Raw genomic sequence first — 20,851 nt, forward strand, 5'->3', positions numbered from 1 at the left:
AAACCAGGGCGTAAGGTAGGTCCTACGACGCGGGGTGGAGCAGCTCGGTAGCTCGCTGGGCTCATAACCCAGAGGTCGCAGGTTCAAATCCTGTCCCCGCTACAGAGGTGAGAGGCCCGTCTTCGCAAAAAGCGCGAAGACGGGCCTCTTTCGTTGTTGCCTCTGGGGGTCGAACCCCCAGACCCCCGCCAGGGGGCAAGCCCCCTGGACCCCCGGCCGGGGTGCTTCGGGACTGGATCCTCACCTTTGTCGTGGGGGCCTTTGCTCGCGGAGCGAGCTTGGCCGGTCAGGTGAGGTGGGTGCGGGGCTTGCGTTTGTTTTCGGGGCGGTTGGTCTTCGTTGGTTGCGACGGGTTCGTTCGTTGTGAGGCGTGGGGCGGTCTTGCTGGGTGCTCCGGTTCGGGAGGGGGCGATCCTTGGCGGCCCAATGGATCTGAACTCGCCTGGAGGGCAAAAACCTAGTCGTCAATCCGGTGCTGTCTAGTCGGGGTCGGAAGACTTGCTCGGTTCGGAGGGCGGGGAGCCAAGCTGCTGCGGCGCGGCTGTGGGGGCGTTGGGGGTGGTGGGTTTTTTTGGGGTGGTGGGGGATCGGGTGGGTTTGACAGGTTTAGACCTCTTGGTTGTTCTCTTGTAGAGGGTCGGGAATCGTTGGGGCGGTGGAATATTCCGTTATTGGCGGTGTGTGCCGGGGGTGGGGTGCGGAAAGTGTGGGGGTTGTTTGTTGGGGCGGTGGGATTCGTGGGGGGTTGGGCGGGGTGGGGTGGCTGGCTCTGGGGGTTGGTTGTGGTGTTTTTGCTGGTGGGATGGTGTTTTGGGGGGTGGTGTCAAGGGGTGTTTTGGGGGGTGTATTGTTGTTTTCACAACGACGCGGGGTGGAGCAGCTCGGTAGCTCGCTGGGCTCATAACCCAGAGGTCGCAGGTTCAAATCCTGTCCCCGCTACGTGGATACAAAGCCGGGGCTCGTGCGGATGCACGGGCCCCGGCTTTTTTGTGCGCCATTTGGCCGTCGCTCGGGTGGTGGTTGCGGCGCGGTGATCGTTTCGGCGGTGGTTGCGGAGCGTGGCAGAGTCTATTGTGGACATACCAGCGGACTGGGCTGTTAGAGGGGTTGCCGCTGGCCACAATGGACTGATTCGTGACCACTGTGGACACAGCGGCGGATAAGTGGGACCGTAGAGGGGTGTCCGAATTGAATGCAACCGCCGCCGCTCTGCTCGGTCTGCTCCATGACGGCCCCGCCACAGGCGGCCAGCTCGTCTCGGGCGCCGACGAGCGCTTCGGCGCCTTCTTCAGCGTCACCCGCAGCCAGGTCTACCGCGAGCTCCCGGCGCTCTCGAAAGAGGGTCTCGTCCGGCTCGGCAAGCAAGGACCCCGTTCGAGCCAGCAGTACGTGCTCACCGCGGCAGGCAAGAAGGCCTTCAAGACGTGGCTCACGTCCGAGGCCGGACCCGACCACCTGCGCAGCCCGCTCATCCTGCGGCTCGTGCACGCCGGCTCCCTGACGGCCAAACAGCGCAGCGCCCTGCTCGACAGCGCCCGCACCACCTATCAGGCGCAGCTCGAAGAGGCCAAGAACGCCACCAAGACCGCCGACGGCCCCTACGCCAAGGCAGTCGCCGAGTTCGCCCAGGCGCAGGCCAAGGCCGCCCTGAAGCTGCTCGACTCGATCCCGCAGGCCTGAGCTTCGCCACGGCCCCACGACCGGTTCGCGACCGGTCGTGGGTTTTGCCGTAACGTTGTCCGGCGTGAGTGATGAGTTCGATGCGGCGCTGAAGGACCTGACCGGCAAGCTGACCCAGATCGAGTCGGTGATGGACCTCGACGCGCTGCGGGCGCAGGTCGCCGAGCTCGAGGAGCAGGCGTCCAGCCCCACCCTCTGGGACAACGTCGAAGAAGCCCAGAAGGTCACCAGCCAGCTGTCCCACCGGCAGGCCGAGCTGCGCCGCGTCTCCGAACTGCGCCAGCGCCTCGACGACCTCGGCGTCCTCTACGAGCTCGCCGCCGACGAGGGCGACAGCGGCAGCATGACCGAGGCCGAGGGCGACCTCGCCGACCTCGGCAAAGACATCGACGCGCTCGAGGTCCGCACCCTGCTGTCCGGCGAATACGACGACCGCAACGCCGTCGTCAACATCCGCTCCGAAGCGGGCGGCGTCGACGCGGCCGACTTCGCCGAGATGCTCCTGCGCATGTACCTGCGCTGGGCCGAGCGGCACGGCTACCCCACGGACGTCTTCGACATCTCCTACGCCGAAGAAGCGGGCATCAAGTCCGCCACCTTCAAGGTGACCGCCCCGTACGTCTACGGCACGCTCTCGGTCGAACAGGGCACCCACCGCCTCGTGCGGATCTCGCCGTTCGACAACCAGAGCCGGCGGCAGACGTCCTTCGCGCACGTCGAGGTCCTGCCCGAGGTCGAGGAAGTCGACCACGTCGACATCCCGGAAAAGGACATCCGCGTCGACGTGTACCGCTCGTCCGGCCCCGGCGGGCAGAGCGTCAACACGACCGACTCCGCGGTCCGCCTGACCCACATCCCGACCGGCATCGTCGTCTCCTGCCAGAACGAGAAATCGCAGCTGCAGAACAAGGCGGCCGCGATGAAGGTCCTCCAGGCGCGCCTCCTGCAGCGCAAAAAGGAGGAGGAACGGGCCGAAATGGACGCGCTCAAGGACGGCGGCTCCAGCTGGGGCAACCAGATGCGCTCCTACGTGCTGCACCCGTACCAGATGGTCAAGGACCTGCGTACGGAATTCGAGGTCGGCAACCCCACCGCGGTCCTCGACGGCGACATCGACGGCTTCCTGGAAGCCGGAATCCGCTGGCGCAAGCAGGCGAACGCGGTCTGATCCGCGAGGCGGCGGCGACCCGCGCCGGGACGAGGCGCGGGCCGCCCAAGGCACCGGCAACCCGGGCTTAACGGGGCCCATGGGTAGGATGCCGAACCGTGATCCGGCTCGAAGAGGTTTCCAAGGTCTACAAGACCTCGACCCGTCCCGCCCTCGAACGGGTGTCGGTCGAGATCGACAAGGGTGAGTTCGTCTTCCTCATCGGCCCGTCCGGTTCCGGGAAGTCGACGTTCCTGCGGCTGCTGCTGCGGGAAGAGGTGCCCTCCAAGGGGCGGGTCATGGTGTCGAACTTCGACGTCGCCAAGCTCGCCCGGCGCCGGGTCCCCCGCCTGCGCCAGACCATCGGCTGCGTGTTCCAGGACTTCCGGCTGCTGGCCAACAAAACCGTCGCGGAAAACGTGGCGTTCGCGCTCGAGGTCATCGGGAAACCGCGGCCCACGATCCGCAAGGTCGTGCCCGAGGTGCTCGAACTCGTCGGCCTCGACGGCAAAGCCGACCGGCTGCCCAACGAGCTCTCCGGCGGCGAGCAGCAGCGCGTCGCGATCGCCCGCGCGTTCGTGAACCGCCCGCTCGTGCTTCTCGCCGACGAGCCCACCGGGAACCTCGACCCGGACACCAGCCAGGACATCATGCTGCTGCTGGAGCGGATCAACCGCACCGGCACCACCGTGCTGATGGCCACGCACGACCATTCCATCGTGGACTCGATGCGGCGGCGGGTCGTCGAGCTGCAGCTCGGTCGCGTGATCCGCGACGACGCCCGAGGCGTCTACGGCATCGGCCGCTGACGCACCCCGCCCTTTTCCGCCCCGACCCAAGGAATTACTAGAGCGATGCGAGCCAGTTTCGTCTTCAGCGAGGTCGTCACCGGGTTGCGCCGGAACGTCACGATGACCATCGCGATGATCCTCACCACCGCGGTCTCGCTCGCCATGCTCGGCGGCGGTCTGCTCGCCGTGCGCACGATCGACAAGATGAAGGCGAACTTCCTCGCCGAAGTCGAGGTTTCGGTCTCGCTGGTCGACGACGTGAGCGCGAACGACAAGAACTGCACCCAGGCACTCTGCAACGGGCTCCGCCAGTCGCTGCAGAACAACCCCGGTGTCGAGTCGGTCGTCTACGAGAACCGCGACCAGGCCTACGACCGGTTCAAGAAGATCTTCGCGAGCCAGCCCGAACTGCTCGAGCTGACCGGCCCCGAGGCGCTGCCCGCGTCGCTGCAGGTGAAGCTGAAGGACCCGGACCGGTCCGACGCGATCATCAAGCAGTACACCGGCCAGCCCGGCGTCAAGAAGGTCGACGACCAGAAGAAGTTCCTCGACCGCGTGTTCAACGTCTTCAACGGGGTCCGGAACATCGCGTTCGTGATGGCGCTCATCATGGCCGTCGCCGCGCTGCTGCTGATCGCGAACACTATTCAGGTTTCGGCGTTCACGAGGCGGACGGAAGTCGGCATCATGCGCCTGGTGGGCGCGACGCGGTGGTATACCCAGCTGCCGTTCCTCTTGGAGGCGGTGGTCGCCGGCACGGTCGGCGCCGTGCTCGGGGTGGTGTTCCTGCTTCTGACGAAGCTGTCCTTCCTCGACACGGTCTTCACCGGCGAAGTGTTCCCGCAGATCACCACGCTCGAGGTGCTGTTCCCGGTCGCGCCGATCCTGCTGGCGGTGTCGATCGTGATCTCGGCGATCACCGGGTACGTGACGCTGCGCCTGTACGTGCGCCACTAGCCGCTTTCTCTCCGCCTCCGAACCGCCCGGCGAACGTTTTCGCCGGGCGGTTCGTGCGTCTCCAGCAGCACTGACTTCGCCGGGTGACCGGCCGTAAACCGGCGTGCTTGATCGTCTGGACGCCACGTAAACTGGCCGGTATGCCCAAGGAACGTGGACAGAAGGTCATCGCGTCGAACCGCAAGGCTCGGCACGACTACTCCATCCTGGACACCTACGAGGCCGGGATGGTGCTGGTGGGCACAGAGGTGAAAAGCCTGCGGGCCGGCAAAGCGTCGCTTGTGGACGCGTTCGCGACGGTGGACGACGGCGAGGTGTGGCTGCGCAACGTCCACATCCCCGAGTACACCCAGGGCACCTGGACCAACCACATGCCGCGGCGCACGCGCAAGCTGCTGCTGCACCGGCGCGAGATCGAACGGCTCATCGGCAAGACCAAGGAAAGCGGTCTGTCGCTGGTGCCGCTGTCGATGTACTTCAAGGACGGCAAGGTCAAGGTCGAGATCGCGCTGGCCCGGGGCAAGAAGGCCTACGACAAGCGCCAGTCGCTCGCCAAACGCGACGCGCAGAAGGACATCAGCCGCGCGATGGGGCGGGCGTTGAAGGGCCGGTTCACGGAGTGAGCGCGGGCCCGGCCGCCGACGCCGACGTCCCGGGCTGGATCGCCGGGCTCGGCCTCGACGGGATCGTCGACCTGCACGTCCACTTCCTGCCGAAGCCCGTGCTGGACAAGGTGTGGGCGTATTTCGACCGCGCTGAGCAGCACTACGGCACGCCCTGGCCGATCCACTACCGCACGCCTGAGGCGGAGCGGATCGAAACGCTGCGCACGCTGGGCGTGAAAGCCTTCGCGCCGCTGGTGTACCCGCACAAGCCGGGCATGGCGGAGTGGCTCACGTCCTGGGTTTTGGAGTTCGCCGAGCAGGTGCCGGAAGCGGTGCCGACTGGCACGTTCTACCCGGAGCCGGGCGCGGCATCCTATGTGGACAGTGCGTTGCGTGCGGGGGCCCGGTGCTTCAAGGCGCACGTTCAGGTCGGCGCGTACGACCCGCGTGACGAGCTGCTCGATGGCGTGTGGGGTGCGCTGTCCGAAGCGGGCGTACCGGTGGTGATCCACTGTGGACACGGGCCGTTGCGCGGCGATTTCACCGGGCTCGAGGTGTTCGAGGAAGTCCTGCGACGGCATCCGCGGCTCACCGCCGTCCTCGCGCACGCGGCGATGCCCCAGTTCACCACCGCGTTCGAGCTGATGGCCCGTTACCCGCGGGTGCACCTGGACACCACCATGGTCGGCGTGCCGTTCGCGGAGGCGATGTCGCCGCTGCCGCCGGACTGGACGGTCCGGTTGGCCGAGGTGGCCGACCGCGTCGTGCTCGGCACCGACTTCCCGAACATCCCGTACTCCTACGCCACACAGCTGAAGGCGATCGCCGGCTGGGCAGCCGACGATCGCCTTGGCGAGCCGTTCCTGCGAGCGGTGCTGCACGACACCCCCGCGAAGCTGCTCAGCGTTTGACCGCCACGAGGGCCCGGCCGCGCGGCAGCGACACCTGACGTCCGGCCAGCGCGAACCCGGCCGCGACCAGCGCCACCCACGGCAGCGGACCGTTCAGCACGCCGTCGCGCAGCGGTGCGAACCCGTGCGCGGCCAAGCCGAGAAGACCGCCAGAGGCGAGCAGGCCCGCCAGCACCAGCTGCGGCGTCCGTGCGGTCACGACCAGGCCGTCCGGCTGCGTCTCGAAGCGCTCGAACAGCCGCAGCAGGCCCAGCAGCACCGCGCCGCACACCGCGAACCAGGCGGGCGCCATGAGGAACCACATCGACGTACCCGGGGTCGGCGTCGAGTAGCCGAGGCCGAACACGGTCACTCCGGAAACCACGACCAGCGCCGGCATGTGCCACAGGTAGACCGACATGAACCGCGGGCTGAGCCAGCTGAGCGCGGCCGTGACGCGGGGGAGCGAGACGAGCTTCTCGCGGAAAGCCAGCAGGAACCCGATCTGGCCGAGCGCCAGGAACAGCAGCAGGACGGTCGGCGGGCTCATGTTGGACACCGGCGCGCCCGGCATGCCGATCATGCTCGCCGGGTACGGACCGAACGCGACCAGCAGCGCCGTCACCCCGAAACCGGCGGCGGACACGGCGAGCGCGGCGCGGCGGCTGAGCGAGCCGAGGCGGCCTTCGACGTAGTGGAAACCGAGCTGGTGCACGGCGACCCAGACGATGACGGCGTTGGCGTACCCGATCAGGCCGAGGTCGGAAAACCGCGCCACGTCAACGAGAACGCCCAGTCCGGCCAGCACCGCCGGCACCGCGAGACCCCAGCGCCGGTGCGCGGCGACCATCAGCGGCGTGAGCAGCACGGTGAGCAGGTAGACCGACAGGAACCACAGCAGCTGCGCGGCGATCGCGCTGGCCACTTGCACTGGCTGTGGCGGAACTCCCAAACCGTGCAACAGATCCGGCGCGACGAGCCACACCGCCATGATCGGCAGCACCGGAACGAGCAGCCGGCGCACCCGTCCGGCGAACCAGGCGCGGGTGGATTCCGCGCGGCGCAAGGAGATCAGGTTCGCCGCGCCGCCGGCGAAAAAGACGAGGGGCATCACTTGCGAGGCCCAGGTGATGATCCACCAGCCCGGCGTCGCGAGGGCGTTGCCGGTGGAAAGAGTGTTGCCGGAAAAGGAAAGCACCGGCATCGTCCAGTGCTGCGCGACCACCGCGAGGATCGCTCCGGCGCGCACCACGTCGAGAAACTTGTCCCGGGACGCCCGTGGGGCGCGGGTCGGCAGCTGGCTCGTCGTCATGCTGAAGAGCTTGTCGGCTTCCGGGGGCGGAAACAGCGGTGCAGACCACCGAAAAGGGGTTCAGGCCAGCAGGGGGTGCGAGGTGGGGTTTGCCCTACCTCCCTAGGGGAGGGTGTCCGGTTCCGGTTCGGATTCGTGCGCCTGTACCCGGTACGCCCAGCCGTCCTCGGTGAGGCCGAGTTCGTACCGCGTCTCGATTTTCGGGCCGCCGTGCAGGTGGATGTGGCGCACGACGGTGCCCGGAACCGGTTCCTCGTCGGCGAGTTCCTGCACCCGGCCGTCGAGCGGGCCGCCGAAGAAGCGGACGCTGCGGTCGGACATCGGGCTCTCCTCGCTCGGTTCGGGCGGCATCAGTCCATGGTAGGCGAGGCAGGCCCGCCCGGGCTGCCGTCAGTTCGAGTGAGGGGTTTCAGCGGCCAGGTTCAACGGCCAAGGTAGGTCAGCACCGCGCGGACCCGGCGATGTTCTTCGGAGCTGGCCTCGAGGCCGAGCTTCGAGAAGATGTTGCCGATGTGCTTTTCGACCGCTCCGTGCGACACGACCAGCGAGTTCGCGATGGCGTTGTTGGACAGTCCCTGCGCCATCAGTCCGAGTACCTCGGACTCACGCGCGGTGAGCGAATCGAGCGGGTTGCGGCGGCCGCGGGCCATCAACTGGGCGATGACGTCGGGGTCGATGGCGGTGCCGCCGTCCGCGACGCGACGGACCGCGTCCAGGAACTCGTCCACGTCGGCGACGCGCTCTTTCAGCAGGTAGCCGACGCCGCCGGCCCCGCCGGACAGCAGCTCGACCGCGTAGCTTTCCTCGACGTACTGGGACAGCACGAGCACCGGCAGGCCAGCGATCTCCTTGCGGGCCGCCAACGCCGCGCGCAAGCCCTCGTCGGTGAACGTCGGCGGCATCCGGACGTCGACAATCGCCAGGTCAGGACGGTGTTCGGTGATCGCGCCGAGCAGATCGTCGCCGTTGTCGACCGCGGCGACCGTCTCGATGCCCTCGTCGGCGAGCAACCGGGTGACCCCCGCCCGAAGCAACACGGCGTCTTCGGCGATCACTACTCGCATCAAAGCCCCCAGGTCCGTGAGTGAAAAGCTCCCGGAGGCTATTCACTCACGGACGGGTCACCATTGACACGGCAGGTCCGCTCTGATGACCGTCGGCCCGCCGACCGGGCTCACGACGGTGATCACGCCGTCGATGGTCGCCGCTCGGTCGGCCAGCCCGGCGAGCCCGCCGCCATGGCGAACCTCGGCGCCGCCGTGGCCGTTGTCGGTGATCTCGGTGATGACGTGCGTTTCCGAACGCCACACCTTCACCGTCGCCTCGGTCGCGCCGGAGTGCTTGGCGATGTTGGTGAGGGTCTCGCCGACGATGAAGTAGGCCGTGGTCTCGACCGCGGCCGGCGGCCGGGGCTCGACGTTGACGTGCACGTCCACCGGGATCGGCGACTTCGCGGCCTGCGCGGACAGAGCCGCGTCGAGACCGCGGTCGCCGAGCACGGCGGGGTAGATGCCGCGGGCGAGGTCGCGCAGCTCGGAAACGGCGAGCTTGGCGTCCGAATGCGCCTCGTCGATCAGGTCGCGCACCGCGTTCGGGTCGTTGTCGAACTTCGACTTCGCCCGGCCGAGGCTCATCGCGACCGCCACGAGCCGCTGCTGCGCGCCGTCGTGCAGGTCACGCTCGATCCGGCGGCGCTCGGCCTCCGCGGCGTCCACGCCACGAGCCCGCGACGCCTGCAGGTGCTCAGCCTTCTTTTCGAGCTTCTTCGTGCGGTTCGGGCCCAGCATCGACAGCGCCAGGTTGCCGTGCAGCCAGCCCAGCCACGGCGTCACCCAGATCGCCATCGGCAGCAGCACGATCGACGCGATCGCGATCGGCAATTCGACGATCGACAGCGGGAACGCGACCATCAGGTACGCCAGATCGCGCCAGGTCGTCGGGTCGGACAGCCGGGTCAGCCAGCGGCGGGTCAGCGACTGCCCCTCCAGCGGAAGCCGCTCGACCGGTGCCAGCGGGGTGCCGAGCATCCGGCGGGCCCAGCGGCGTTCGAGGTCGCCTGACCAGCGGATGAACCCGGTGACGGCCAGCAGGATCGGGAAGCCGATCCAGATGATGAGCGTCGCCGTGCCGACGGTGCCGCCGACCACGATGAGGATGAACTGCAGCAGCCGCAGCACGAACGACGGAATCATGTACGCGATCGTGCGGGCCGGATTCGGACGGGGCTGCTCCGGAGGCGGGTCTTGCGAAGTCATCCGGCCACCGTGATCCCGTCGATCTCGTTCCACGAGCGCTCCATGCGACGCCGCTGGGCGACCGTGGGCCGCAGCAGCCCGGTCGCGAACGCCGCGTGCAGCGCCGCCAGCCCCTTCGTCAGGGCCACGGCGATCGCGGCGAACAGCACCCCCAGCGCCGCCCACGGCAGCGCGGTCACCGTCGAGTCGACGACGAACCACTGCACATCGTAGCTCGGGAAGGCGTAGACGCCGTCCGGAAGGAAGCGGTAGTAGATCGGCAGCGTGACCAGGCCCAAACTGACCGCCCACACCGTCACGACCAGCACGAACTCCACCAGGCCGAGCGGGAAGAGCAGGAACAGGTAGGACAGGTCGCGCCACGTCGCCGGGTCCTTCAGCCGGGTCAGCCAGCGCTGCTTCTGCCCGGACGGCGGCAGCGGAAGGTAGGGGTCGTCGACGTACACGTCCAGCAGCGCGAACACCCGCCCCCGCTCGACCCGGCCCGCGATCCGCGCGAACAGGATGAGCAGCGCGAGCAGCGGAACGCCCAGCCACACGATGAGCGTCCCGAACCCGGCCGAAGCGAGCGTCACGATCAGCGTGAACGAGAGGATGCCGATGGGCAGGTTGAGCAGCAGATAAGCCAGCGCCCCGCCCAACGGCGGAGTGCGGCGCCCGAAACTGCGACCGGCGGGCACGGTGACCATGGCGGGGCTCCCTCACTGCGGAAACTGACCTGCTCAGCATGGCCGGACCCGTGCCGGGCAACCAGGGGGCGAGCGGGCATCTTCGAGGTGGGGACAGCCCTACCCCGGCTGCTTGCCCATGCCGGAATTATCGGGTTGCCGGGGGAGTTATGATGGGTAGGTTACGAGCACCTACAAGGGGGTGAACGGTTTCGACTCTGGACGTTGAATCAAGGGAAGCGTGCCGGTGCAGGCGAGAGACCACCGTAAGCGTCATCGCAACCTAATAAGCGCCAAGGCCAATAGCCAGCGCGACTTCGCTCTCGCTGCCTGATCGCAGTAGAGCAAGTCTGTCGGCCCGGGGTCGCCTCCGACCCGGTTTCCGGCATCAGCTAGGAGGCTCACCTCCAGTCCCGGCCACGGGGCCTGGTTGGGAAGCAAACAGTGGCTGGGCTCGTCACTTCAGCTTGTTCGCGTGACTGAAGGGGCCAAGCAGAGACAGAGCGGACTGCGCACGGAGAAGCCTTGAGGAGGCGCTAGAGGACCCGGGTTCAATTCCCGGCACCTCCACTCGATTCGCGGGAGAGCCCTGCCCACGCTTTACGCGTGGGCCAGGGCTCTTCTTCGTCATCTCCGTTGGGGGTCGGACCCCCAAAGCCCCGCCAGGGGGCTGCGCCCCCTGGACCCCCATCGTGGTGGGCGCGTTTTGTGGGACGGTTGCCGTCAGGGTCGTGGAGCGGTGGTGTCCGCTGCGGGCTTGGCTTTGCTGTTGGGGTGGCAGCTGGTGGGGATGGCAGGCGCGTGTTCGTGACGGGTGCCGGAGTTCGGGTCGGCGGGGGTACTGGTCGGCGCGGGCTGCGCCGGGTGGTGTCGTTGAAAGTTCTTGGCGCCTTGACTAGTGGGTTCTGTTGGGTGCCCGGCTCGCGGTCGGGTTGAGCGCGAGCCGGGTTCTCCGCGGGGCTACGGCTTTGTGGCGGTCAGGGTTAGGCTTGTCGGGTTTTTCGCGCAGCGGGCGGCTCGGTCTTGGTCGGCGGGGGCGACGGTGGCCGACGGTTTTACCGGGGCCCAGGCGATGTTGGTGAAGCCCGCGGTGCGCAGGACGTCCACGATGGTTGCCGTGGGCCAGTGGTGTACTTCGATTTCTGTTGGCGGGGTCGTCAGGACGGCTACTTTGAACTTGTCGCCTTCCTGGGGGTTGGCGGGGCGGTGCGTGCGGAAGCCCGCCGCGGTTTCGGATTCTTCGCTTGAGTCCGCGTTCGCGCTCAGGACGACTAGGCGGCCGCCGGGTTTTAGGTTGGCTTGCATGGTGTTCGCCATGGTTTGCATGGTTTTCCGGGTGTCCGCGTAGTGCAGGACGTGGATGGCCGTTACCACGTCGAACTCGCCTTGGGGCGGCATTGTCGCCAGGTCTTGTACTTCGTAGGTGATGCCTTGCGGGTTGCGCGCTTCTGCTTGTTCCGCCAGGGCGATCATGCCGGGGGACAGGTCGGTGCCCACTACTTGGGCGGCGCCTAGTTGTTTGATGCGGCGGGTGAAGCTGCCTTCGCCGCAGCCTACGTCCAGTACTCGCAGGCCACTCAGGTCGCCCAGGAGTTCTTGGAATGAGGGCCATTCCAGGTTTTCCCGGACGAAGCTGATTACTGCTTCTACGTCGGCGAAAGTGGTGGCTACCTGGTCGTACTGGTCTACGGATTCGGTCATGCGAGGTCTCCGTGTTCAGGCGGGGCGGATGGTGGCGTAGCCCTGGCCGGGGTCTGGTTTCAGGGCTGAGGTGTCCGAGAAGATCACGTTCGCCAGCGGGAGGGGCTGGTGATAGAAATTGAGGGAGGCGTCTACGTCGAAGATTCTGCACGAAGACACGAAAAATGGCAGTTCGGCGATGAGGTAGTTTTTCGCTTCGGCGATTTGGGCGGGGGTGGCATCGCCCGTTAAGCCTTTGGCGGCCAGGACTTCTTTGGTCATTTCTGTGCTGGCGGCGGACAGGGTGGGGTCTGTCGCGGTCAGGTGGGCGCAGTGCGCCAGGGCCTCTGTGTAGACAGGGCTTGCCGAGAGTTCGGACATGCGGTGCAGGCCGTCGGCTGGTCTTGGGCCGCCCAGGTCGGTCCAGGCTCGGAGTACTCGGTTTCGCAGGACGTTGGTTTCCGATCTGGCCTTCTTCGCCGCTTTGGCCTCGTCGTAGCCCAGGGCGGTGAAGGTGTGTTTCAGGGCGCTGTCGGGGATGATGACGTCGATTTGCTTGAATTCCGTTTGCAGCCAGTCCAAAGTGCCGCGCAGGCGGTCCACGTTGAAGTAGCTGTTTCCTGGGCTGACGCCGAAAACCGCGTGGCGGCGGGATTCCCAGACTTCTCGGCAGGACGTGGTCAGGGGTTCCACGCTGAAGCCGTTGCTGATCATGTCCAGCGTCCGGAGCCGGGGGTGGCCGCGGTGTTCAGGTGGGTGCGGCGGAGTTCTTCCCGGACTATTTTTCCGGTTGCCGTTCTTGGCATGTCCGCCGTCGCGATGACTACTGGGTCCGCCAGGTCGGGGAGGCCGGTGCAAGCTCGGGACCAGTCGGTTTCGTCCAGGCGGCCGTCCCGGGTCGCGACGACGGGGAGGGGCACGTCGTTCTCGCGCGGGAGGATGGCCACGTCGGAGCCTTCGGGCAGGCGGTCCACCAGGGTGTCTTCGAATTCCAGGTACCCGATGCCGGACGAGACGTTGACCTCCCGGTCCACGATCTTCAACGCCCCGGTCGGGGTGAGGATGCCGATGTCGCCGGTGTTCCACCAGTCGCCCACCAGTTTTTCCTTCCAGCGTTCGGGTTCGCCGTAGTAGCCGGCGCAGCGGGCTTTTGTTTTGGCCAGTACCAGGCCGGGGCGGCCGCGGTCGACCGGTTCGAAGGTGACGGGGTCGACGATCTTGAGGGTGACGAAACCGGGCATGGGGCGGCCCACGACGCGCGGACCCGGTTTGTGGTCGCGCGGGCGGTTCGCGGAGCGGCGCGAGAGCACGGTCATGCCCATGCCGCCGGTTTCCGACTGGCCGTAACCGTCGCGCCAGAGCGGGAACGGGTGCCGGGACGCGTTCAGGAAACGGCGGATGACCGGCCAGCGGATCGCGTCGAAGTTCCCGGCGAACAGGCGGATGCGGGCGAACGGGTTGTCCGCGCCGGTGCGGATCAGCGGGGCCATGGCCGCGTAGTCGATGGGCAGCGCTTCCATGAAAGTCGGCCGGTAGCGGCGGAAAACCCGGTCGACTACGTCCGGGGAGCTGTCGTCCATGACCAGAACGGTGGCCGGGGACAGCGTCAGCACCGAATAGATCCAGGTGAAGGCTCGCGCGTGCACGTAGGGCGTGAACATGGCCACGACGTCGTTGCGGCGGAACGTCAGGGGCGGGAAATGGCGGCATTCCAGCCTGGCCATTTGCTTTTGAATGGTGGCCGGCGGGAAGATGATCAGCTTGGGGATGCCGGTGGTGCCCGAGGTGTGGGTGAGCATCAGGAGTTCGTCGTCGCGGCGCGGGACGGGGTGCGGGTGCGGCTCGGCTTTGAGGTCCGCGTAGGTCTGTGCGTGCGGGGAATCGCCGTTGACGCTGAAGATCTTTCCGGCGAGATCGGGGAACACCGCTGGCGAGATTTCCGCGCGTTCGATGCGTTCCGCGTCAGTCACGACCGCCGCCGGTGCTACGCGCCGGATCAGGGCTTGTACCGCTTCCTTTCCCAGCATGCCGGACAGCATCACGGCGACCGCGCCGATCCGGGCGATCGCGGCGGCGAGCAGAATGCAGTCGAAATGATTGGCCTTGTAGACGACCACTCGATCGCCGGGCTTCACGCCCGCTTTGCTCAGCACGCCCGCGGAGTCCTTGACCAGTGCGGCCAGCGCGGGGAGGTCCAGGGTCGAGCGGCTTTCCCGGTCGATGTCCAGCGGCCGGGACAGGTGGAACGTCATGGGCTTGCCGGAACTGCTTCGGTGATCGAACAGTTCGCCCAGGTTGAAAGCCCAGTTCGGTTTCATCGGTGAAGTGCTCCTATGCGGTGGAATGCGGCATTACGAGGCCGCTCGCCGCCCTTGGCCAAATGCGGGCAAGGGTAATCGCAGCGACTCGAATGACGCTCGAATCACTGGAGGGAATGTTCGGCTGGCAGCGCAAAGCTGATCCGGGCATCGCCCCCGCGACGCCCGGATCAGTGAAGATGGCCTACCGGTGGCCGGTAAGCGAACAGGCAGAAACGTGCTGAAGCGAATCCACTCAAGCCCCCTGATGTTTTGAGTTTCGCTTTAAACCCATTAAGAGCTATACCTGAGCGGATAGTGACTGTCAATCGTCCGTTGGGACCGGCCAACTCGAGTATTGCGACAAGTGGGGGAACCGGCGCGGTGACGCTGAAGTGCCGTTGTGTCGGTTTTGTCGCGGCTGGAAAGAGGCGGTTGCGCGGGTGCGCGCTTCGGTTAAGGTATGCTCGTTCGTGAGGACGTTCTGGGGCTAGCGTTTATTTTCTGGGGAATTGCCGGGAGGTGGGCTTCACTCAAGGACGGCGCGAGCAGTCCGGTCGTGCGGGCTTGTTCGACTGCCGCGGCTCTGCGGTGCGCGCCGAGTTTCCGGTAGAGATTCCGGACGTGTGTCTTGACCGTGTTCCGCGAGACGGTCAGCGCGCCGGCGATTTCCGGGATCGACAGGTTGGTCGGCAGGTACCGCAGCACGCGGATTTCGGCTTCGCTCAACGGATCCAGCAGCGGTGCCGGTGTCGAGAAAGCCCGTCCGGCCAGGAGACCGCGGATGCCGGCGATGAGCCCGGCGTGCCGGGTGCGGTGTGCGGCGTGGCGGTCGAGCAGATCCGGCGTCGGGTGCAGCAGGAACCAGACCAGCGCGCCGTCCGGTTCGGCGAGATCGAGCGCGCGTTCGAGGGCGTGCCCGGCGGCGGTCGCGTGCCCGAGCGCGTCCTGGGCGACGGCTTCCAGCAGGTACGCCTGGGTTCGCCAGGTCGGCCAGACCACCGGCGCGGAGCGGTCCAGCACCGGCGCGAGAGCGTCCGACGCGGCAAGCGGATCGGCGGCGGCGAGATGCAGCATCGCGCGCACGATCCGCACTTCGCCGTGGTCGCGATAACGGCGGTCGAAGCTCGCGACAATCCCTTCGACGCGCTCGGTTTCGCCGAGCCGGACCAGGGCCTGCAGCTGGAAACCGCGCATGGCGAGCGTCATCGGGTTCGGCGCGGTCAGCAGCCGGGCCAGCCGGTCGGCGACGCTGAAAGCGGCCACCGCCTCGGCGTTCCGGCCGCGTGCCATCGCCAGTGTCGCGCGGACGTGCGCGATGCCCATCCCGGCCAGCGGTTGGGCTTCGGGCCGGATCGTCCGCTCGGCACGCTGGACCCATCGCTGCGATTCGTCGAGAAGTCCTTGCCACGCAAGGACCGCGCCGAGCGTCATGTACGCGACCCCGGCGGCCGGTTCGTCCGTCCAGCCGTGCCGTTCGGCCAGCGCGACGGCTTGCCCGCCGTGGTCGGCGGCCTGGTCAAAGGACAGGAAGAACTCGTTCGCCGCCTGATAGGCGAGGCTGCTGAACTCCAGGTACGGCCGCTGTTCGCGGGTGCGCCCGCGTTCCAGGTGACGCCGTGCGCCCGCGAAGTTCGCAGTCCAGTATTCCGGGCTGTCGAGGCTGATCAGGGCTAGCGCGCGCAGGTCTTCGTTGAGCGCGGGCAGTCGCTGGGCCAATCCGGACACCGCGGGCAGATCGCCGAGACGGTGCGCCAGCATGAGCCGGACGAGGTCGCGTAAGAAGGACGCCTGTTCTCGCCGGTCTTCGGCGACTGCATTTCGCTCTGCCTGGTCCAGATATCGCTGTGCGGACTCGACCGAGCCGTGCGCCAGTTCGTCCGCGGCGCGGAGGGTCGCGAGTTCTGCTTGTGCCGCAATGACTTCCGCGGGAAACCCGGTGAGCAGGTCGTGTGCGGTGGCGGATCGGCCGTCGAGATGGAGGGCTGGCCAGTGGTCGGCTAGCAGCCGCGTGGCGAGCGGCCAATCCCGCGCGGCTTGGGCGTGCCGGATCGCCTCGGTCGGATGTCCGTTGGAGGCGAGCCATTCGGCGGCGGCTCGGTGCAATGCGGCTTCGTCCGTCGCGGTGCGGCGCAGTTCGAGGCGCAGGAGACCGGCGAACAACCGGTGGTAGCGGAACCACGTGCGTCCGGTGTCGACGGAGTGCACGAAGGCGTTCGCTCGCTCCAGATCCTGGAGGATGCGTTCACCGCCCGTGCTGCCGGTGAGCAGGTTGGCCAGTTCTCCGTTGACCTGCTCGAGAATCGACGTCCGCAGCAACAACTCCCGTACTTCGGGAGTCTGCCGTTCCAGCACTTCCTCCAGCAGGTACTCGGCCACAGTCCGCTCGCTGCCGGAGAATTCGGCGACGAACCGTTCCGGATCCGGGTGTCCGGCAAGGGATAGGGCCGCCAGTCGCAACCCGGCGACCCAGCCTTCGGTCCGGTCCAACAGCGACGCAAGCGTTTGCCCGGACACCCTCACCTCGGCGAAGTCCAGAAGCTGTCTCGCGTCGTCGAGGGTGAACCGGAGGTCGGCCGCGCGGATTTCGGTCAGCTCGCCGTCCAGCCGCACGCGGTGCAGCCCCCGGAGCTCGTGCCGCGTGATCAGGACGAGTCGCAGTCGTGCCGGGGCACGGAGGGCTAGCAGTTCGAGTTGGCGGGCGTCGGCGGCACTCAGTTCGTGCACGTCGTCGATTACCAGCCAGAGCCGTTCCGTCAGCGGCGCGAGGTCGGTGAGCAGGCGTTCCACCATCGCCGACGCGTCGAGATCCGGTGCTGGGGTGAGCGGTCGCACGAGTGGGCTGGCGTGGCGGAGCGCGTTGAGCACCGTCGGCCAGAACGTCTCGCGCGAGCTGACCCAGGCAACGCGGTCGGTCAGGTTCGCATCCTCGAGCCACGACCGGACCAGCATGCTTTTCCCGCTGCCCGCGGGCGCGGACACCACCGTCACCCGCGCTGCCGCGGCGAGCCGTTCGAACAGCACCGGCCGTCGTACGACTTTCATGGCGTCGATCAAATCACCCTGATGGGGTGAGTGCCGCTCACCTCGTGCTCGCACAGGCTGAGGAGGAACCGATCGGACCAGGGGAGAAGTACGTGCAGGCAGTCGTGAACACCGGCGAAGGCATCCGCGTCGTGAAGGTCGGCGAGCCGGACGAACCGGGGGTGCGGATTTCCGTCGCTTCCGCCGGGATCTGCGGGACAGACGTGCTGCTCGCCAGCTCCGGCGTGATGGGATTCGTCTACGGCCACGAGTTCGCCGGAGTGGACGACTCCGGCCAGGCGTACTTCGTCGAGCCGACCGTCTACGGCGGAGCCTGCGACGAGTGCCGCGCGGGCCATCCGCAGCGGTGCACTGAGGAGGGGCACGGGAACCTCGGGGTCTTCAGCGACGGAGGGATGACTGAGCGGATCGTCGTGCCCGAGTACACGCTGCTGGCGTTGCCGCCGGAGCTGTCCGTCCGGGACGCGTGCCTGATCGAACCCGGCGCGGTGGCCTGGCACGCGGTGCGGCGCGCGCAGCCTCGTGAGGGGGAACGGATCCTCGTGGTTGGTGGCGGTTCGATCGGATTGCTGGCCGCCGCGGCCGCCCGCAGCCAAGGGTTCGAAGCGGATTTGGAAGCCCGGCACCCCGCGCAGTTGGAGGCGGCTGAACGCCTCGGATTCGGTCGGCCGAACGGTGTGTACGACGTGGTGATCGACGCGGCGGGGAGCGCGACCAGCCTTGATCGGGCTGCGGAGGCCGCTCGGCCGGGCGGGCGGATCGTTCCGTTAGGTGTCTACCTGGACCGGATGCCGGTTCCGGGCAGTGCGGTGAGCCAGGTCAAGGAGCTGACCTACGTCAGCAGCATCGCTTACGGCCGCCACGACGGAGTGCGGGAGGTCGGGGAGGTCGCGGGAATGCTGGCCGGGAATCCCGAACTGGCGCGGACGATCATCACCCACCGGTATCCGCTTGAGGACGCGCGGGAGGCGTTCCGTGTCGCGGGTGACCGTGTGGCTGGGGCGATCAAGGTGGTCCTCGAACCCTGATCTCATTCCGGCCGGTTGCCGCCGATGTGGGTGGTGAGCGTCGCGGCTGTCGCGGCGACGGCTTCGGCTAGAACGGGGAAGGTCTCTTCGCAGGGACGGTCGTCTGGGCAGAGGTGTCGCAGCGTCACGCTGATCGCGGCCATCGGCCTGGAACCATGGTCGAACACTGGGGCGGCGACAGAGGCGAAGCCCGCTGTCACGTGGCCGTCTTCCACTGACCAGCCCAGACGGCGTTCGGTGGCCAAGGTGCGGCGTAGCGCGGCCAGCGAATTGGGGCCGCGCGGAGTGCGCAAGACGAACGACGCGGCGGCTGGGAACAGGGCGCGGACGTGTGCGGCTGGCAGATGCTGCAGCATCGCGCGGCCGGAGGCGGTCAGGTGTGCGGGCAGGCGTACGCCGACGTCGGTGACCAGCGTTTCGGGGCGGGCTGGGCGTTCCTTGATCAGGTACAGCGATTCGTTGCCGTGCAGGACGCCGAGGTGGGCGGTGTGGCCGATGCGGTCGACCAGTTTGCGCAGCAGCGGTCCGGCAAGCCGCTCCAGCGGGTCGTGGCGCAGGTAGGCCGAGCCGAGTTCGAAGGCGGCGATGCCGAGGCCGTAGCGGCGTTCGGCGGGCAGGTGGGTGACGAAACCGGCCGCGGTCAGTTCGTTGAGCAGGTGATACGTCGTCGACCGGGGCAGGTCGAGGTCGCGGGCGACGGCCGCCGCCGAGACCGGGCCCGCGTGGCCGGCCAGCAGGCGCAGCACGGAGAGGCCGTTGCGCAGGGCGGGAACGTCGGAACTGCTCACCGGGGACTCCTCCGCCTCCTCAGGAAATGGTGCGAGGGGACCCCTCGCACCGCCCAGACGGAGTATGAGGGGTCCCTTCGCTCCGGTAGTTGAGGCTCTCGCCACGTGTTGTCTTGGATGCCAGACACTACCGCCAACTCCGCACTGTCGCCGGAGCCCGCCGGGAGGTGCAATGGCGGCATGCCGGAACCAGTCCTCCTGAGCTCGAAGCCGATGACCGCGGCGCAGGTCGTCGACGTCGTCCGCGGGCACGCGCACGTCGGGCTCGCCGAGGCGGTCGAGAAGAACCTCGCCGCCACTCGCCAGCACATCGAAGACCTCGCCGACGCCACGTCGCCGACCTACGGGGTCTCGACCGGGTTCGGCGCGCTCGCCACGCGCCACATTCCCGTCGAGAGCCGCACCGCGCTGCAGCGCAGCCTGATCCGCTCGCACGCCGCGGGCGCCGGGCCCGCGGTGGAGACCGAAGTGGTGCGCGCCCTGATGCTGCTGCGCCTGCGCACGCTGGCCAGCGGCTACACCGGCGTGCGCCCGCAGACGGCGCAAACGCTTGCGGCGCTGCTCAACGCGGACATCACGCCGGTCGTGCACGAGTACGGTTCGCTCGGCTGCTCCGGCGACCTCGCGCCGCTGGCCGCGGTCGCGCTGGCGCTGATGGGCGAGGGCGAGGTGTTCCACGCGGGCGAGCGGAAGCCCGCCGCGGACGCCTTGAACGCGGCCGGGATCACACCGGTTGTGCTGGCCGAGAAGGAGGGCCTCGCGCTCACCAACGGCACCGACGGCATGCTCGGCATGCTGCTGCTCGCCGCGGCCGATCTGCACCGGCTGCTGGACGTCGCGGACCTCACCGCGGCGATGAGCGTCGAGGCGTTGCTGGGCACGGATCGCGCGTTCGCCGCTGATCTGCAGGCGCTGCGGCCGCACCCGGGTCAGGCGACCAGCGCGGCGCGGATGTTCGCGGCGCTGCAGGGGTCGAAGATCGTGGAAAGCCACCGCGGTCCGGACTGCAACCGCGTGCAGGACGCGTACTCGCTGAGGTGCGCGCCGCAGGTGCACGGAGCCGCGCGGGACACGCTGACGCACGCGGAACTGGTCGGGGAGCGGGAACTCTGGTCCGCTGTGGACAATCCGGTGGTGCTGGCCGACGGCCGGGTGGAGTCGAACGGCAACTTCCACGGCGCGCCGGTCGCGTACGTGCTCGACTTCCTCGCGGTGCCGGTGGCGGACGTGGCGAGCATCGCCGAACGCCGTACCGACCGGATGCTCGACCAGGCACGCTCGCACGGGCTGCCGCCGTTCCTCGCGTACGACCCCGGCGTCGACTCCGGGCACATGATCGCGCAGTACACGCAGGCCGCCGTGGTCAGCGAGCTCAAGCGGCTCGCCGTGCCCGCCTCGGTCGATTCGATCCCGAGCAGCGCGATGCAGGAGGACCACGTGTCCATGGGCTGGTCCGCCGCGCGCAAGCTGCGCAAGGCGGTCGACGGCCTGACCACCGTGCTCGCCGTCGAACTGCTCACCGCGGCCCGCGCGCTCGATTTCCGCGCGCCGCTGCAGCCCTCGCCGGTCACCGGACGCGTCCGGGACCTGCTGCGCACCAAGGTCGAGGGTCCTGGCCCCGACCGTCACCTGGCGCCCGAGATCGCGGCCGCCGAAGAACTCGTGCGGTCGGGCGCTGTCCTGGCCGCGGCCGAACTGGAGGCCTGAG

The 20,851-nt window shown here is 68.0% G+C and carries 18 protein-coding genes, 2 tRNA genes and 1 other RNA gene; 11 read left to right on the plus strand and 10 right to left on the minus strand.

Going from position 1 to position 20,851, the window contains the following annotated elements; translation table 11 throughout:
- Positions 1-28 precede the first annotated feature (28 nt).
- From ACFORO_RS02940 to ACFORO_RS02975, 8 genes are all read left to right on the plus strand, one after another.
- Positions 29-102 (plus strand) — tRNA-Met (locus ACFORO_RS02940).
- 763 nt (positions 103-865) lie between these two features.
- Positions 866-939 (plus strand) — tRNA-Met (locus tag ACFORO_RS02945).
- 240 nt (positions 940-1,179) lie between these two features.
- Positions 1,180-1,680 (plus strand): PadR family transcriptional regulator, encoded by a 501-nt coding sequence (locus tag ACFORO_RS02950; RefSeq protein WP_344268867.1) that lies wholly within the window; start codon positions 1,180-1,182, stop codon positions 1,678-1,680.
- A gap of 64 nt (positions 1,681-1,744) precedes the next feature.
- Positions 1,745-2,848, plus strand: a complete 1,104-nt coding sequence (gene prfB, locus ACFORO_RS02955; protein ID WP_377869370.1) for a peptide chain release factor 2 — start codon at positions 1,745-1,747, stop codon at positions 2,846-2,848.
- Between the two features lie 98 nt (positions 2,849-2,946).
- Positions 2,947-3,636, plus strand: a complete 690-nt coding sequence (ftsE, locus tag ACFORO_RS02960; RefSeq protein WP_009073292.1) for a cell division ATP-binding protein FtsE — start codon at positions 2,947-2,949, stop codon at positions 3,634-3,636.
- A gap of 45 nt (positions 3,637-3,681) precedes the next feature.
- Positions 3,682-4,575, plus strand: a complete 894-nt coding sequence (gene ftsX, locus ACFORO_RS02965) for a permease-like cell division protein FtsX (protein ID WP_037359041.1) — start codon at positions 3,682-3,684, stop codon at positions 4,573-4,575.
- A gap of 140 nt (positions 4,576-4,715) precedes the next feature.
- On the plus strand, positions 4,716-5,198 hold the full coding sequence (smpB, locus tag ACFORO_RS02970) for an SsrA-binding protein SmpB (RefSeq protein WP_116206697.1): 483 nt from the start codon (positions 4,716-4,718) through the stop codon (positions 5,196-5,198).
- Positions 5,195-6,091 (plus strand): amidohydrolase family protein, encoded by an 897-nt coding sequence (locus ACFORO_RS02975; protein WP_377869371.1) that lies wholly within the window; start codon positions 5,195-5,197, stop codon positions 6,089-6,091. Before smpB ends, ACFORO_RS02975 begins: the two co-directional genes overlap by 4 nt.
- Here the strand turns inward: ACFORO_RS02975 and ACFORO_RS02980 are convergent.
- The 5 genes from ACFORO_RS02980 to ACFORO_RS03000 form a co-directional block, all read right to left on the minus strand.
- On the minus strand, positions 6,081-7,382 hold the full coding sequence (locus ACFORO_RS02980) for an acyltransferase family protein (protein ID WP_377869372.1): 1,302 nt from the start codon (positions 7,380-7,382) through the stop codon (positions 6,081-6,083). The two genes, ACFORO_RS02975 and ACFORO_RS02980, sit on opposite strands and share 11 nt — an antisense overlap.
- A gap of 102 nt (positions 7,383-7,484) precedes the next feature.
- Entirely contained in the window at positions 7,485-7,703 is a 219-nt protein-coding gene (locus tag ACFORO_RS02985) for a hypothetical protein (protein WP_344269261.1), read from the minus strand.
- 101 nt (positions 7,704-7,804) lie between these two features.
- Positions 7,805-8,446, minus strand: a complete 642-nt coding sequence (locus ACFORO_RS02990) for a response regulator transcription factor (protein WP_009073303.1) — start codon at positions 8,444-8,446, stop codon at positions 7,805-7,807.
- Between the two features lie 57 nt (positions 8,447-8,503).
- Positions 8,504-9,637: a sensor histidine kinase gene (locus ACFORO_RS02995; RefSeq protein ID WP_354748372.1), complete on the minus strand. Its 1,134-nt coding sequence runs from the start codon at positions 9,635-9,637 to the stop codon at positions 8,504-8,506.
- Complete coding sequence (locus ACFORO_RS03000) at positions 9,634-10,326, minus strand: sensor domain-containing protein (protein ID WP_354748370.1); 693 nt, start codon at positions 10,324-10,326, stop codon at positions 9,634-9,636. Before ACFORO_RS03000 ends, ACFORO_RS02995 begins: the two co-directional genes overlap by 4 nt.
- Positions 10,327-10,503: 177 nt before the next feature.
- Between ACFORO_RS03000 and ssrA the strand changes: the two genes are divergently transcribed.
- Positions 10,504-10,878, plus strand: a transfer-messenger RNA (tmRNA) gene (gene ssrA, locus ACFORO_RS03005).
- Between the two features lie 387 nt (positions 10,879-11,265).
- On the opposite strand, the gene ACFORO_RS03010 is transcribed toward ssrA, so the two are convergent.
- From ACFORO_RS03010 to ACFORO_RS03025, 4 genes are all read right to left on the minus strand, one after another.
- Positions 11,266-12,006 carry a class I SAM-dependent methyltransferase gene (locus ACFORO_RS03010; protein WP_377869373.1) on the minus strand — a complete coding sequence of 247 codons (741 nt, stop codon included), beginning with the start codon at positions 12,004-12,006 and terminating at the stop codon, positions 11,266-11,268.
- Between the two features lie 15 nt (positions 12,007-12,021).
- The gene (locus tag ACFORO_RS03015; protein WP_377869374.1) at positions 12,022-12,699 is read right to left on the minus strand and encodes a tRNA-dependent cyclodipeptide synthase; all 678 of its coding nucleotides are present in this window, start codon (positions 12,697-12,699) and stop codon (positions 12,022-12,024) included.
- Positions 12,696-14,303, minus strand: a complete 1,608-nt coding sequence (locus ACFORO_RS03020; protein ID WP_377869375.1) for an AMP-binding protein — start codon at positions 14,301-14,303, stop codon at positions 12,696-12,698. Before ACFORO_RS03020 ends, ACFORO_RS03015 begins: the two co-directional genes overlap by 4 nt.
- Before the next feature lie 435 nt (positions 14,304-14,738).
- Positions 14,739-17,327 (minus strand): helix-turn-helix transcriptional regulator, encoded by a 2,589-nt coding sequence (locus ACFORO_RS03025; RefSeq protein WP_377869376.1) that lies wholly within the window; start codon positions 17,325-17,327, stop codon positions 14,739-14,741.
- A 26-nt stretch (positions 17,328-17,353) separates the two neighbouring features.
- Here ACFORO_RS03025 and ACFORO_RS03030 point away from each other — a divergent pair, with 26 nt between their 5' ends.
- On the plus strand, positions 17,354-18,355 hold the full coding sequence (locus ACFORO_RS03030) for a zinc-dependent alcohol dehydrogenase (protein WP_377869377.1): 1,002 nt from the start codon (positions 17,354-17,356) through the stop codon (positions 18,353-18,355).
- A 2-nt stretch (positions 18,356-18,357) separates the two neighbouring features.
- On the opposite strand, the gene ACFORO_RS03035 is transcribed toward ACFORO_RS03030, so the two are convergent.
- Entirely contained in the window at positions 18,358-19,143 is a 786-nt protein-coding gene (locus ACFORO_RS03035) for an IclR family transcriptional regulator (protein WP_354748358.1), read from the minus strand.
- Positions 19,144-19,323: 180 nt separating this feature from the next.
- On the opposite strand from ACFORO_RS03035, the gene hutH reads away from it, so the two are divergent.
- Complete coding sequence (gene hutH / locus ACFORO_RS03040) at positions 19,324-20,850, plus strand: histidine ammonia-lyase (RefSeq protein ID WP_377869378.1); 1,527 nt, start codon at positions 19,324-19,326, stop codon at positions 20,848-20,850.
- The last annotated feature ends 1 nt before the right edge of the window (position 20,851 follow it).

Source organism: Amycolatopsis halotolerans (genome assembly GCF_042647905.1).
Taxonomy (GTDB): domain Bacteria; phylum Actinomycetota; class Actinomycetes; order Mycobacteriales; family Pseudonocardiaceae; genus Amycolatopsis; species Amycolatopsis halotolerans.